This is a genomic window from Sorangium sp. So ce367 (assembly GCF_051520455.1).
Taxonomy (GTDB): domain Bacteria; phylum Myxococcota_A; class Polyangia; order Polyangiales; family Polyangiaceae; genus Sorangium; species Sorangium cellulosum_B.
Window position 1 is genome coordinate 1323114 of sequence record NZ_CP150334.1, and the last position, 14487, is coordinate 1337600.

The 14487-nt window shown below is 74.5% G+C and carries 12 protein-coding genes; 1 reads left to right on the forward strand and 11 read right to left on the reverse strand.

All coding sequences use genetic code 11. The annotated features are described in order from the left end of the window. The first annotated feature begins 137 nt into the window (after positions 1–137). A complete protein-coding gene (locus WME97_RS04930) occupies positions 138–1523 on the forward strand; it encodes an MATE family efflux transporter (RefSeq protein WP_437549798.1) in 1386 nt (461 codons plus the stop codon). 76 nt (positions 1524–1599) lie between these two features. On the opposite strand, the gene panD is transcribed toward WME97_RS04930, so the two are convergent. The 11 genes from panD to WME97_RS04985 all read right to left on the reverse strand — a co-directional run bounded on the left by panD (position 1600) and on the right by WME97_RS04985 (position 14423). Beyond that, positions 1600–1989, reverse strand: a complete 390-nt coding sequence (gene panD, locus WME97_RS04935) for an aspartate 1-decarboxylase (RefSeq protein ID WP_437297999.1) — start codon at positions 1987–1989, stop codon at positions 1600–1602. A gap of 133 nt (positions 1990–2122) precedes the next feature. Beyond that, a complete protein-coding gene (locus WME97_RS04940; RefSeq protein WP_437549799.1) occupies positions 2123–3268 on the reverse strand; it encodes a hypothetical protein in 1146 nt (381 codons plus the stop codon). After that, entirely contained in the window at positions 3268–3444 is a 177-nt protein-coding gene (locus WME97_RS04945; protein WP_437549800.1) for a hypothetical protein, read from the reverse strand. Before WME97_RS04945 ends, WME97_RS04940 begins: the two co-directional genes overlap by 1 nt. Before the next feature lie 202 nt (positions 3445–3646). Further along, the gene (locus tag WME97_RS04950) at positions 3647–4783 is read right to left on the reverse strand and encodes a metallophosphoesterase (protein WP_437549801.1); all 1137 of its coding nucleotides are present in this window, start codon (positions 4781–4783) and stop codon (positions 3647–3649) included. A 92-nt stretch (positions 4784–4875) separates the two neighbouring features. Further along, positions 4876–5421 (reverse strand): DUF1232 domain-containing protein, encoded by a 546-nt coding sequence (locus tag WME97_RS04955; RefSeq protein WP_437549802.1) that lies wholly within the window; start codon positions 5419–5421, stop codon positions 4876–4878. Positions 5422–5641: 220 nt separating this feature from the next. Continuing rightward, a complete protein-coding gene (locus WME97_RS04960; RefSeq protein ID WP_437549803.1) occupies positions 5642–6820 on the reverse strand; it encodes a hypothetical protein in 1179 nt (392 codons plus the stop codon). A gap of 47 nt (positions 6821–6867) precedes the next feature. Next, the gene (locus WME97_RS04965; RefSeq protein ID WP_437549804.1) at positions 6868–7947 is read right to left on the reverse strand and encodes a dipeptidase; all 1080 of its coding nucleotides are present in this window, start codon (positions 7945–7947) and stop codon (positions 6868–6870) included. 4 nt (positions 7948–7951) lie between these two features. Beyond that, on the reverse strand, positions 7952–9292 hold the full coding sequence (locus WME97_RS04970; RefSeq protein ID WP_437549805.1) for a protein kinase domain-containing protein: 1341 nt from the start codon (positions 9290–9292) through the stop codon (positions 7952–7954). A gap of 106 nt (positions 9293–9398) precedes the next feature. Next, positions 9399–11975, reverse strand: a complete 2577-nt coding sequence (locus tag WME97_RS04975) for a transglycosylase SLT domain-containing protein (RefSeq protein ID WP_437549806.1) — start codon at positions 11973–11975, stop codon at positions 9399–9401. Between the two features lie 182 nt (positions 11976–12157). Continuing rightward, positions 12158–12562, reverse strand: coding sequence for a c-type cytochrome (locus tag WME97_RS04980; protein WP_437549807.1), 405 nt, complete (start codon positions 12560–12562; stop codon positions 12158–12160). Positions 12563–13016: 454 nt separating this feature from the next. Further along, a complete protein-coding gene (locus WME97_RS04985) occupies positions 13017–14423 on the reverse strand; it encodes a sensor histidine kinase (protein ID WP_437549808.1) in 1407 nt (468 codons plus the stop codon). Positions 14424–14487: the final 64 nt, after the last annotated feature.

Below are 14487 nucleotides of genomic sequence, written 5' to 3' on the forward strand. Positions count from 1 at the left end.
CTTCTCCTCTCGATCCGGCTCGCTTGTTTCTTGATAAACTTATGTAATCGTTGATCTTTTGGTGGTCGTCCCACCTCCGGCGAGCGCTCCCACCCCGGCGCGCTATGGTGGCGCCCCTTCGTCGAGCCGGTGACCCCTTGAACCTTGCTTCCGCCCCTCTCGCCGCGGACAGCGCGCGGTCCGAGCTGCGCGCCCTGGCGCGCCTCGCGCTGCCGATCGCGGTGGCGCAGGCGGGCCTCGTCGCGATGGCGCTCGTCGACGTCGCGATCGTGGGGCGTGTCTCGGTGAACGAGCTCGCCTCCTGCGCGATGGGGAGGACGATCGTCCACACGAGCAACGCGCTCGGGATGGGCGTCTCGGCCGCGGTCGATCCGCTCGCGTCGCAGGCGATCGGCGCCGGTCGCCCGGGGCTGGCGTGGGCGGCGCTGCGCGCGACCCTGCGCGCGAGCCTGCTCGTCAGCGTCGTCGCGTTCGGGGCCGCGCTCGCGGCGACCTTCGCGCTCGCGCCCATGGGCGTCGATCCGGCGCTCGTCCCCGGCGTGCGCCGGTACATCCTCGGCCACGCGCTGTGGATCTTCCTCTGGCCCGTGTTCCTCGCCGGGAAAAACTTCCTCCAGGCCCACGGCGCGACGCGGCCCGCGCTCGTCGCCGTCGTCGCGGCGAACGCGGTCAACGTCGTGGCCTGCAACCTGATGGTCCGCGGCGACGAGGCGCTGCGCTGGGTGGGCCTGCCGCCGCTCGGCCTGCCGCAGCTCGGCGCGCTCGGCGCGGGGCTCGCCGCGAGCCTCGCCAGCGCGGTGCTGTCGTCGATCGTGCTCTTCGCCGCGGGACGCCGGCGCGGGGCGCCCCGCGAGGAGGACGGCGCGGTGCCGGTGGCTGTGGTCTACCGGCTCGGCGTGCCGATAGGCCTGCAGCTCCTCGCCGAGGTCGGCGTGTTCGGGATGACGGCGCTGCTCGCCGGGCGGCTCGGCGCGACCGTGGTCTCGGCGCACCAGATCGCCATCGGGCTCGCCTCCTTCACGTTCATGGGCGCCATCGGCGTCGGCGGCGCCACCGCCGTCCGCGTGGGGCACGCGGTCGGCGCGGGCCGGTCGCCGCTGCGCCCCGGCGTGCTCGGCCTCCTGCTCGGCGCCGGCCTCATGTGCGTGAGCGCCTCGATGTACGCCGCGTTCCCTCGCGCCCTCATCGGCGCCTTCACCCCGGACGCCGACGTCCTCGCCATCGGCGTCCCGCTGCTCCGCATCGCCGCGCTCTTCCAGCTGTTCGACGGCGTCCAGGCGGTCGCCGCCGGCGCGCTGCGCGGGGCGGGCGACGTGCGGTTCCCCTTCTGGGCCAACCTCGGGGCCCACTGGGCCTTCGGCCTGCCGCTGTCGATCGGGCTCGCCTTCGGGCTCGACCTCGGCGTCCGCGGGCTCTGGTTCGGGCTCACCGCGGGGCTCATCGCCGTCGCGGGGGGGCTCTCGGCCCGCTTCGTCCGGCTGGCCCGCGCGCCGCTCGCGCGGGCGCTGCCGCACGCCGGGTGACACGCGCGCTCCGCCGGTCCGCCGGGCGCGCGGCGCGTCTCGGGCGAGGCGCGAGGCGCCCGGCTGGCCCGCGCGCTCAGTTGGGCGCGAGCGGGCCCGGCGTCTCGGGCGGCTGGTCGGCGAGCGGCCGGTTGCGCCCGTCGACGCGCAGGACGCGCGGCGTGTGCCGCCGCGCCTCGGCGTCGTCCATGTCCGCGAACGTCGCGATGATCACGAGGTCGCCGGGCTGATTGAGGTGCGCCGCCGCGCCGTTGATGCATACGACGCCCGAGCCGCGCGCCCCCGCGAGCGCATACGTGGTCAGCCGGGAGCCGCGCGTCACGTTCCAGATGTCGACCGCCTCGTACGGCAGGATGTCGGCGGCCTCGAGGAGGTCGGCGTCGATCGTGACGCTGCCCTCGTAGTGCAGATCCGCGTGGGTCACGGTCGCGCGGTGGATCTTGCTCTTGAACATCCGTCGGTTCATGCGTGATGCCCTCTGCCCTTCCCGGCCATGGACGGCGGGGCGCGCGCCGGGTCGAGCGCGCCCCGCAGGCCCGCGGGCGAGGCGGCTCCCTCGCCAGGGGAAGGACGGGCTACCTCATGCGCGCAGGCGGCGGTCAGTCAAGGAACAATCGCTGCCGCAGGAGCCGGCCGCCCGCCAGGTGGATGGCGTCCTCGTCGGGCAGCCGGTCGTCCGGGCCTGGCAGCGCGCCGGGGTGCCCGACCACCAGGACGACCTCGCAGGGACCCACCGCGACGTCCCGGAACAGCTCCTCGCGCGTGCCCGAGATGCTCGCGCCGCCGGCGCCATCCAGCGCCAGCTCCACGGACCACGGGCGCGCGATCCCGCCCTGCACCAGAAAGGCCCTTACCGCGACCGGCGCCGGCACGCGCGTGCCGGGCGAGAGCGCGATCGTGAGCCTTTGGCCCCTGCCGACGTGGCGCGGGGCGCCCGGCCCGCGAGCTCCCTGCTGCGGGCCGTCGCCGAGGGTCGTCGTCGCGAGCGTGTAGTCGGGGAGCGGGGCGGCGCCCGGCGCGAACGGCGCGGGCCGCAGCGCGAGCAGCGACACGAGCGCCGCCGACACGACCCAGCCGACCACGCCCACGGCCGCCCGGGCCCGCGCCGCCGGCGTCGTCCGCCGCGCGCTCCGCCGCTCGACGACCAGCTCGGGGTGCGGCAGGCCCTTGCGGGGGGGCCTGGCGAGGGCGTCCGCGCCGTCCTGCGCGCGCTGGGCAGGCTGCCCGGGCGCTGCGCTCGAGCGCGCATCGCGCGGCGGCTCCGATGTCCCGGGCGGCACGGATTCGCCGTCGATCGCGCGACAGACCGGCGCGTCGGTGGTGGACGGCGCGCTCGTGCCGCTGAGCGAGTCGGCGTCCGCGCCCAGCGGCGCGGCATCGGCGACGTCGCTCGCCTCCTCCGCGTCGCAGTCCCACTCCTCGGGGCACCGGAAGCGGATCCCCGACTTCCGATCGACCGCTGGACGCGCCAGCGGAGACGGCGCGGGCGCACCGCCGCGCGGCTCCCGGAGCTGCGCAAGGAGCTGGTCGGCGAGCCGGGCGCGGGTCTCGTCGTCGAGGGGCGGCCGGACTTCGCGCTCTTCCCGCCCCGCGCTCGAGCGGGACGCGGTGTTCGCGGCGTCACCCGGAGCGTCTTGCGCGTCCTCCGGGCGCGTCTCTTCGGCGAGCCTGCGCCAGCGCGGATCGGTCGTCGGATCCCGCTGTGCGATGCGCGTCAGGGCGCGCAGCAGCTCGTCGTCGTCCATCAGCCGCTCCCCGCGTCGAGCCACGCGGTACAGCGCTCGCCCCGCCGCCACCGGCTCAGGAACGCGGGCGCAGCACGGGGGACCGGAAGGGGGGGGCGCCGCTCGCCGAGCGTCAGGGTAGGCACCCCGTCGCTCAGATTCGCCTCGTGGATCAGCGCGAGCGGTCGCTCGGGCATCTGATTCCCTTCCCCTGGGGATCGAAGCACCCCAGTTTGCTATTCACGTTATCCGGTCTTCGCGGCGCGCGTCAATGCGCTGGTGGCCGCGCCCGGGGGCTTCTCCCCCTGGCGCGTGTTGGCGTGGCCGTCGCCGTGAACGTGGTCGTTGACGACACGCGATCGCGTTGCGGACGGCGCTGAAGTTTTCTCACAACTGCGTCTATTTTTTCGGTTTGGTCGCTTTGGTCGCGTCAGTTGCGCCGGTTGCGCCGGTTGCGCCGGTTGCGCCGGTTGCGCCGGTTGCGCTGGACGCGTCGGCCGCCTCGGTTGCCTTGGTTGCGTCGGCTGTCAAGACGCGCACGGTGTCACCGACAATCTCCAGCGCTGCTGGTTTTCCGCCGTAATGCGACGCCATGCCGACGTCGATCCGCCAGATCTTGTCGCCGCAGGCCGACGTGGCGCCGTGCTTCTGGACCGTGTGGCCCACGACCATGCGCTTCGCGGACATCGCCGCGAGGGTCTGGTCGAGCGCCGCGCAGGGGGGCGACCCTGGGCTCGGCGGCGGCTCGCTCGAGTAGAGGCGCGCCCACACCGGGCTGTCCTCGGCCGCGATCACGGCCGGCGCGGAGGGGCTCTTCCCCTCCATCCACGCGCGCACCTCGCGGTTGATCCGCGCGATGCCGTAGCGCGTGTGGGCCGGGAGCACGCCGCCGTGCGCGAAGACGGTGTCGCCGACCGCGATGATCACGTCGCGCGCCGCGAGCTTCCTGGCGTAGAGACCGCCGGGGGCGAACGCGGCGGCGCGGGCTCGCGCGGGGGGCGGCACCGGCGCGAGGCGGGGGCCCGACGCGTCGAGCCCGGGCACGTCCTCGAAGTCCTTGAAGCCGCCCTCGGTGACGTAGCGGAAATCGAGCTGGACGTTCATGACCTCGTGGTTGCCGTTCAGCGCGTACACGGCGCCGCCGGCGGCGCGCGCCTCGACGGCGAGGCGATCGAAGAGGTCGACGATCTCCTGCTCGCCGTCGCCGCGGTCGAGCTCGTCGCCCGTCTGCACGAGCACGAGCTTGCCGCCGATCCAGCGATCCGCGCCGTCGATCGCGCCCGCGATCCGCAGGGCCGCGCGCGTGGCCGCGAGGTCGCCGTGGACGTCGCCGATGGCGACCACGCGATCGGCGGCCGGGTAGGCGTAGGAGCGATCCGCGTCGGGCGGCGGCGCGGCCGGGGCTCCTGTCGAGCGCGAGGGCGGAGATGAGGCGGCGGCGGCCGGGCTGTGCGCCGTCGAGGCGGGTCGGTCGGCGTCGCAGCCCGCGGCGAGCAGTGCGGCGAGCAGCGCGGTGAGGCGGGGAGCGGCTGACATCGGACGCGATCCTCCGGGGGATGATCGGGGGTGTACCATGGCGAGCTGTGGACGCGCCGCGACGCGCCGCGGCGGCGCCTCGACGCGCGCGCTCAGGCCGGGAGCTTGGCGGAGAGGAAGGATTTCAGCTTGATCAGGTTCTTCGCGTCACGGCTGAAGCTCGGTGCCGTGTAGCTCGACGCCCAGCCGGTGATCTCGTGCATGAACGAGGTGCGGACCTGCTCGTCGCCCAGGATGTCGTCGACGGTGCGGCCGCGCGCGGCGCCCTTCTCCAGCGAGCGCACGTAGCCCTTGAGCCGGGCGTAGTCGCCGCCGAGCAGCTCGGCGATGAGCTCGGCGTCGCGGGCGAGCCGCGCGAGGGCCGGCGCCTGGTCGCGCAGCTCCGGGCTCTCCGCCGCGGCGAAGGACGCGGCGACGCGCAGCACGAAGGCGTCGTCGAGGAAGCCGAGATCCTCGATGCCGTCCGGGATGAGGTCGAGCGACTTGAAGAGGTAGTTGAGGCCCCCCGCGAGCGATCGGCGCGTGGCCTCCGGGCTTTCCGGCGAGGCGAGCAGGCCCGCCAGATCCGTGGCGTCCGAGGCGAGGCTGCGCAGCCACTCGGGGAACGTGTCGAGACAGCGGTCGTCGAGATCGGTCATGGGATCCTCCCGGCGGGAGCGCGAGGGTAGTCCGAGGGGCGCGGCGCCGTCCATGCCATCCATGCAGGCGAAGGCGCTCGGCGCCGCTTCGGGCGCCGGGCGCTGCGACCAGGACGTCGTTGCCGGCGCGGGCGCGCGCGTCGCCGGCGCGCGTCGATCGGGGCTCGCAAGCGCCGCGCCGCGCAGCGCGCGCGGGCGCTCCAGCGCGGCAGCCCCGCGATCATTCGTCCGGTAACCCGAACCCGACCTGCCCCGCGACGCTCGAGCTCGCGCGCACGCTCACCTGGATGCGCACCGACGCGCTCTTCGAGGCCTCGGCCGCCTCGGCGACGCACGCGAGCGCGCGCGCTCCCGCGTCGCCCACGAGCCGCGGGAGCGCGGCGCCGACCTGGGCCACCGCCTGGGCGTCGCCGAGGAGCCGGTGGCCGAGCGCCTTCTGGGCGTGCAGCAATGCCGGCAGGTTGGCCTGCAGCGTCGCCGCGAGCCGCGCGGCCATCTCGCCGCCCTGCACCACGCGCGTCTGCACCAGCGTGGGCGTGCAGGCCGCGTGGACGGCCGCGTGCGCGCGGCAGCACGCCTCGCACTCGGCGTCGCCGCTCGGGGGCCACTCGATCCAGGAGCACTGCGGCGCCTGCCAGGTGCCCGCGCAGCGCTCGTGGCACGTGTCGTCGCAGCCGCCGTCGCACTTGCCGTCGCACTGCCCCACGCAGCGGCCCTGCGCGTCGTAGGCGGAGCACTCCCCCCCCCAGCACTGCCCGGTGCAGCGCCCGTCGCACGGCCCGTAGCAGCGGCCCCGGCAGGTGCCGGAGAGCCGCGTGGGCTCGCAGTACACCACGATATCCTCTTGAGTCAGGTCCACGTTGCACGAGCCGCTGCACCGCGCGCCGCTCGGCTCGCAGTCCGGCTGCGTCAGCGCGACCCCCACCAGGGCGTCCTGGAGGAAGATGGCGTCGATCGCCGCCGAGACCGGGCCGCAGGCGCCGCTGGCCTGGCCCCCCACCTCGTCGCGAGGCGCCATCTGCGCGGGGGGTATCCCGAGATCCGCGCCCATCCGGCGGCACGCGTCGGCCACCTGCGCCTCGATGACGACCGACACGACCGCCATGTCCTTGGCGGCCTGCACGAACGTCCTCACCTTCGCGTTCGTCCGGGCGTCCGCGGTGAGCTGGGCCCCGAGGACGTCGCCCGGGTCGCGCAGCTCGGGGCAGGAGGCCTCGCCGGCGCCCTCGACGCGCGGGAGGCCCGCGGCGAGCTGGGCCCAGCGGACGTCGCCCGGACCGAGCAGCTCGGGGTAGGCGCCCTCGACGCGCGGGAGCTCGGCGCAGCTCGGGCCGGCGATCGACGCGAAGAGCGCGAGGGCGAGAAGCCCTCGCGCCGACCGAGCGACTTCCCTGCGCATGCGTGGCGTTTACCACGAGCGCGCGGGCGGCGCGCGGCGGCCTCCGGCTACGGGCGCGCGCCGCCGGCCGCGCTCGCGCTGTTCGCATCCATCGCCGGCCGCCAGCCGAGGATGCGCAGCGCGTTCTGCGAGAAGATCTTCACGACGTCCTCGCGCGACATGCCGCGCTGCCTGAGCCGCGCGGCGAGCGCCGGGAGCGCCGACGCGTCGTCGAGCCCCCTCGGCGGGACGATGCCGCCGTCGAAATCGGAGCCGATCGCGACGTGATCGACGCCGGCCACGCGGACCATGTGATCGACCTGCGCGACCACGTCGTCGACGTCCGCCTCGCTCGTGCCGTTCACGAAGGGGGCGTGGAAGTTGAGCCCCGCGACCCCGCCGCTCCGCGCGATGAGCCGCAGCTGCTCGTCGCTCAGGTTGCGCGGCCGGTTCGCCACCGCGCGCGCGTTCGAGTGCGTCGCGACGATCGGCGCGCCGTGCGCCGCGGCGATCGGGACGAGATCCGCGAACGCGGCGTCCGAGATGTGCGAGACGTCGATCAGGGCGCCCTGGCCGTAGACGCGCTCGCAGAACCGCTTGCCGAGCTCGGTCAGCCCGTACGCCGCCGGCTCGCCGGTCGCGGACGACGAGAGCCGCGTGTTCTTCGCGTGGTTCGGGCTGATGAGCCGCACGCCGCGCGCGATGAAGCGGTCGATCTGCGCGATGTCCGCCGCGAACGCGCCGGCCCCCTCGATCGAGAGGAAGGTGCTGATCTTCCCCGGCTCGGCCCGCGCCGCGCCGAGCGGGAGGAGCACCGGGTTCGCGGCGATGATCGCCTCGATCGTCGCGAGGACCGCGCTGGCGTCCTCGATCTGCGGGCCCTCGGGGCGCGCCTGGTCGGGCAGGTAGATCGGCAGCACGATGCCGAGGTAGTGGCCCGCGACGAGCGTCTCCCTGCGGGCGTGGCCTTCGCCGAGGCGCCTGTCGCGCCCCTTGAAGTGGACCTGCCACGGCACGTCGACGTGCAGATCGACGACCGGCACGGGGGGCTCTGCGGGCGGGTCGCCGAGCGTGGGCCGCGGCGCGCCCAGGGCGCCGGCGGCGCAGGTGACGGCGAGCAGGGCGCGGACGCGGGCGCTTCCGTTCATGCGCTCACCGGCTCACCAGCACGCCCAGCGCGAAGCCGACGCCGAGGCACACGAGCCCGATGAGCCCCACGAGCCACCAGGCAGCGCCCTCCGAGCCCCCGCCCTCGGCGACCAGGGGGACGTCCACGACCCGCACGTCGTAGTGGCCGCCGCCCGTGAGCGTCGGCACGCCGGCGGGCTGCTGCGCGCTGATGTGGGTTGGCCTGGCCGAGAAGGTCGCCGTGGGCGCCAGCGACGGGGACGCCTGGATGGGCGGCGCCGTCATGCGCGGCGGGGGCACCGTCGGGATCCTGGACGCGATCGGCGGCACGCTCTGCACCGGCTGCGTGACGTTCTGCGGCGGGGGCGCCATGTTCTGCGGCGGCTGCGTCGGGCTCTGAAGCGGCTGCGGCGGCGGCAGCGAGGGCAGCTGGTGCGTCAGCGCGGGCGACGCCGGCGCCTCGGGCCGCGCGCTGGGCGTCGTGATGCCCGTGCGGTGCGCGATGGCGCCCAGCGTCTGCGCCATCTCCTCGGCCGTCTGGAAGCGCCCGGCCACGTCCTTGCAGAGGGCGCGCTGGAAGAAGAGGCCCCAGGCCGCGAGGTGGGGCGCGACCTGCTCGATCGGGCGCACCTCCTTGGCGAGCACGGCGGTGAGCCGCGCGAACTCGTTCTCGGCGGGGAACGGCTGCGTCGCCGTGAGCATCTCGTAGAAGATCACGCCGACGCTCCAGAGATCGGCGCGCGCGTCGACGCCCTGCGCGTTCTTGATCTGCTCGGGGCTCATGTAGCCGGGCGTCCCGAGGAGCGTGCCGGCGCGGGTCTTCAGGCCCATGCCGCCGGCCGCGTCCATCACCTTCGCGATGCCGAAGTCGAGCACCTTCACGCGGAAGCCCCCGCGCGGATCGCGGATGAGGAACAGGTTCTCCGGCTTCAGATCGCGGTGGATCACCTTGTGGCTGTGCGCCGCCATGAGCGCCTGGAGCACCTCGTGGATGATCGGCACGGCCTGCTGCGGGGGGATCGGGTTGCCCGTGTCGATGTACGCGGCGAGCGGGACGCCTTGCAGGAGCTCCATGACGAGGTACGGCGTGCCGTCCTCGGCGCGGGTCGCCTCGAAGACCGAGGCGATGTTCTGGTGGACGAACCCCCTCGTCGCCTCCGCCTCGGCGAAGAAGCGGTGGAGGACCTGCTCCTCCTGCGTGAACTCGGGGTGAAGCACCTTGATCGCCCGCTTGCCCTCGCCGCGAAGGCCCTCGGCCTCGTAGACCGCGCCCATGCCGCCCTCGCCGAGGAGACGCAGGATCCGGAAGCGCCCGCTGAGCACGGCGCCCACGAGCTGATGGGAAGGGCTCGATGGGTCGATCACACGCGGACTCTACCAAAGCTTGAGCGCGGCCCGCTCGCCGAAACCTCGGCGGTATGCGGCTTCCGCCGGCGCTTCGGCGTTTGGCTTCCGGTTCCGCCGGCGCGGGTCAGGGCGCGGCGTTCGCCACGGCCGAGCGCGCGGCCGGGCTCGCGGGGAGCGGCGTCCGCAGGGCCTCGCCCGGCTGAGCGCCGGCGTAGAGGAGCTCGTAGACGGCGAGGCTCGTCATCACGCGCTTCGTGTAGAGCCGCGTCTCCTCGTACGGGATGCGCTCGACCCACAGGTCGAAGCTCTGCGAGGGGCGCTCCGCGATCCATCGCTTCGGCGCGCCGCCGCCCGCGTTGTAGGCGGGGATCGCCAGCAGGGGGTTGTCCGAGAACTGGCCGCGCAGCTGCGAGAGGTAGCGGCAGCCGAGCGCGATGTTCACCTCGGGGCGCTTCAGCGCGTCGGCGCTCCACGGCAGCCCGAGCGGCTTGGCCACGAGCTTCGCTGTCGGCACGATGAGCTGCATCAGCCCGAACGCCTGGGCCGGCGAGGCCACCCTCGGGTCGAAGGCCGACTCCTCGCGCATGATCGCGTAGGCGAGGGCCTCGGGGATCCCGCTCCGCTTGGTCTCCGCGGCGACGAGGCCGGAGAAGGGGCGCGGGTAGGCGAGCTCCCACGCGCCGCGCCAGCGCCCGACGGGGTAGTGGTCGACCCACTCGCCCGCGAGCTCGACGGCCGCGGGCGCCGCCATGGCGGTGCGCAGGATGCTGTACGACTGCGGCAGCGCGCCCGAGCGCGCGAGCAGGAACGCCGAGGCCCACATCACCTCGCGCGGCGCCGTCTTGCCCCCGACGCCGAGCAGGTCGAGCTCGCGCCGCGCGAGCTTCGCCTCCCCCTGGCGCGCGAGCTCGACCGCGCGCGTGAACGCGGGCTGCGCGAAGAGCGGGCTCCTGAGCTCGGTGTACGGCGCGCTCGCGTCGCGCTCCAGGGCCGCGGACAGGGCGCGCTGGGCGGCGGCGGGGTCCACGTCGGCGAGCCGCGCGTGCGAGAGCGCCATGTAGAAAGAGAGCGGGTAATCGCGGATCACCTGCTCGAGCAGCGCCTTCCCCTTGTCCGGCGAGCCCGTCTCGATGTGGGCGCGCCCGAGGTAATAGGGGAGCCTGCCGGCGGCGTGGTACGCGCGTTCGTGCGGGAACCGCTCGAGCGCGCGCTCGAGCGGCCTGACCGCGCCCGCCCAGTCGCCGCGCTCCATCTCGAAGAGCGCGAGCTCGAACAGGCCGTCGGCGACCATGTCGCCCGACGGGTAATCGTCGGGCATGGCGGTGAGCAGCTGCACGAACTGCGCCTGGTCCCCGAGCCCGAGCAGCGCGCGCGCGCCGAGGTAGCGCGCGTCGTCCGCGAGCCGGTGATCCGGGTATTCCTTCTCGAGCAGCGCGAAGCGCGCGGCCGCCTCGGCGTGCCGATCGACGCGGAGCGACGCGCGCCCGGCGTTGTAGAGAGTCTCGGGCCGCCGTGGGGCGGGTGCCCCGCCTGCGGCGGGGGCCGCGCTTGCGGCGGCGGGGGCCGCGCTTGCGGCGGCGGGCGCGCTCGCGCCTGCGGCGATGGGCGCGGCCGGCCCGCAGCGCTCGATGGCCGTGCCGAAGAGGTCGGCGGCCTCGGCCCGCCGCCGGAGGCGCCCGAGCGCCTCGCCGCGCGCGGCGAACGCGTCGCAGGCGAAGGCCGAGGGCGCCTGCGCCTCGGGGAGGGCGATCAGCGCGTCGGTGACGGCGAGCGCTTCCTTGTCCTGGCGCGAGGCGAGCAGGGCACGCGCGCGGGCGAGCAGATCGGCGGGGCCCAGGTCGAGGAACGGCTTGCGCCGCGCGAACGGCAGCGTCGACAGGGCCTGGTCCTGGATCTCCTTCGCCTCCCCGGCGCCGGCGCCGCCCGGCGCCTCGTCGATGACGCGCCGGGTGACGCGGATCGCCTCCTCGGCGTGGTCTTCGCTCGGGTGGCGGAGCAGCGCGCGGGCGAAGCGGAGCGCCTCGGGCACCCACGTCGACGCCGGCCAGCTGCGGGCGAGGTACGCGCGCCAGCGCGCGGCCGCGCCCTCGATGTCGCCCTTGTCAGCGAGCGCGCCGGCGACGATGCGATCGAGCTCGTCGGCGATCGCTACGTCCGACGTGACGGCGCGCGCGCGCTCGAGCGCCGCGTCGGGCTGCCCCGCCCTGGCGAGGAGATCGGCCGCCGCGAACCTCGCGTGATCCGCGAGCGGCCCGCCCGCCGCCGCGGCGGCGTCGTACTCCTTCGCCGCGCCCACGGGATCGCCCGCGAGGGCGCGCAGCCGCCCGAGCTGGTAGCGGAAGGCCGCCGCGTCCGCGGGCGACAGGGGCGCCGAGAGCGCCTGGGCCATCGCCGCGGCCGCGCCTGCGTACGCCTCCTGCTCGACGAGCTTCTGCACCTGCGCGAGCCGCGGGTCGTCCAGCACGAGGGTGAGGCGCTCGGGGTCGAACGCCGGCGCCTCGCCCGGCGTGCCCGGGACGACGGGCCCGGCCGGCGCTGCGCTCGGCGGGGGCGCCGGCTGCGGGCAGAGCGGCGGGCAGGCCGCCGCCCCGCGCTGCGCGGGGGGCGCGCCGGCGCACGAGGCGCCGAGCGACGCGGTCAGCGCGAGCGTGGCGGCCAGCGCGAGCGCGGCGGCCCCGGAGCGGGCATCCAGCCTGAACATGCCTGCACCATACTCCGGATCGCGCGATCGCACAGCGATCGAGGCGAGCGGCGCGCCTGCGAGCCGCCGGCGCGCCCTCTCGTGAGCTGGCGCGCCTGCGAGCCGCCGGCGCGCCCTCTCGTGAGCTGGCGCGCCGGCGTTCGGACGTGGTGGGAAGCGTGCGGGGCAGAGACGCGGCGGCGTTACTGTGCCGCGTCGCAGGCGAGGAAGACCCGGATGGCCTCGATCGTGTCGTCGGAGAGCTTCGAGCCGATGGGCATCCCGTCCCCGCCGTTCGCCCCGCCGATCTGGATCTCCGCGAGGATCTCCTCCGCCTCGGCGGTGACGCTGGCGGGGTCGTCGACGTTGACATCCTCCGGAGCGCCGATGCGCGACGCGCCCTCCGAGGTCGACAGATGACAGGGCGCGCACTGCGTCTGGAGCGCCTGGTAGCCCGTATCCGCCTGCGCGGCCGAGTCCGGCGGACAGTCACCGAGCGCCGATCCCCCGGAGGTCTCGCCGCCGCCGCCGTCATCACCGCCGCAACCTTGGAGAGCGCCAATCACGAAGGGCGCGAAGCAGAGCAAGAGCATCGTACGAACGGGCATCAAAGCACCTCAACAGCTTGTTAGGGAAGGGGAGCGAGCCGGAGCCGAGCCTCCGGCCATGCAGGCCGGCCGACCGGGCGCTGCGCGCCGATGGTGCCTGGCGCCGCGCACCGGGTCAACAAAGACGGATCATTGTGTACTGAAGGAAACCGGGATCGTCCGAGGGGGCAACCTTGTACAAGTTCGAGGCGCCGTGGGTCGTCCGAGGGGGCAACCTTGTACAAGCTCGAGGCGCCGTGGGTCGCCCGGGGCGACAGCCTTGTGCAAGTTCGAGGCGCCGTGGGTCTCCTCGGCGGCGGCATCGTGCGAGGGGAGGCGCCGCCGGCCCCGTCTGGATGGGGCGGCTACTGCGTCACGTTCGGCACCGGCGTGTCGAGCTCGATCTCGGCGCCTGTCTTTCGCAAACGCATCCCCATGTCGCTCGCGGCGCGACCGGGGCGCAGCCTCCCGGAGGTCATGCGTTGGTGCTCGATCCGATGTTGAACGCGTGCGCTGGCTCGGCGCTCGCTCTGGGCAGCTCGAACCAAAAGAGGCTCCCCTTGCCCACGACCGTGCGGAGCCCCACGCGGCCGCCGTGCGCCTCGGTCAAGCGTTTGACGGTGGCGAGCCCCAGGCCCAGACCCGGCACTCGAGCGCCTTGCGCTCGGACGTGAGGCTCGAACACCAGGTGCTCGAGGGCCGGCGCGACGCCGGGCCCCGTGTCCTCCACCTCGATCCGCACAGCCTCTCTCGCGTCGAGCACCCGGATCACGACGCGACAGACCGCCGCGTCGCCGAGGTACTTGAGCGCGTTGCGGATCAGGTTGGCGAGGATGCTTGTCAGCACGCCGGGGCTCGCGGCCACCGCGCACGGGGCGAAGGGCTCGACGCGGAGCTCCGCGCCGAGCTCCACCGCGACAGGGGCGAGCTCGACCATGAGATCGTCGATGACGGGGTGCACCTCGGCGCGCGCGCCTGGCTCCGGCCTGGCGCCCGCGCGAGCGAACTCCAGCAGCCCGTCGGTCATGCGCTTGACGCGCAGGATGGACAGCCGGGCCCGTTCGAGCGCATTTCGTGCCGGATCTCCCTCGCCGCACCGCCGCAGGGCGAGGTCCAGCGCGAGCGCGACCGAGCCGAGGGGGCTGAGCACGTCGTGCGCGACCCGGCCGGCGAACTGCTCGAGCTCATCCGCTCGGCGCTCCAGGAGCACGCCCTGCCGCCAGAGCAGCCTCACATGGCGCCGGATCTGCACGGCGGCCGCCGCGCAGGCCAGCAGCGCGAACATCACGCTCGCCGTGTTGAGCACCAGCGCGATCCGGCGAGAGCGAACGCGGCTGGCTGCGATCTCGGTCGCCAGACGAAGCGCCTGCCGCGCGTTGAGATCGATGCTCGCCATCACGGCCTCGCTCGTCGAGTTGAAGTCCGCTCGCAGCGCGCCGTCGACGAGCTTGTTGGCCTGGTCCGGATGGCCGCTCGCCACCAGCGAGAGGGCCCGGTCGGCGTCCAGATGAAGCTTGGCGAGCTCCTGAGCGACGGTCTGCCACTGCCTGAGCTCGCCCGGATAGACGGGCATGTCGAGGTAGGCGTCGAGGCTCCGGGAGAGAGCGTCACGCGCCTCGTCGAGCTCATGGCGATCGAACGGGCGGCCCAGCGCGGCGTTGTTGACGAGATCGCCCAGGAGCGCCTGGGTATGCCTCAGCTCGGCGCGCGCGGCCGCCAGGTGCATGATGCTCGACGTGGCGTTCTCCGCCAAGCTCTTGGCCGCCGCGTCGATCTCGGCCTCTCGGTGCTCTGCGTAGGCGGCCGAGATCACGAAGCTCGCGATAGCGGCGAAGAACGCCGCAAACAGCGACAGCAGGATGGACGGCAGTCTCTCGGGCATAAGAGTAGACTTCGACCTCGCCGGATCCTTCCGCCGTCGCATCGCCATGCCGGGATGCTGTTCC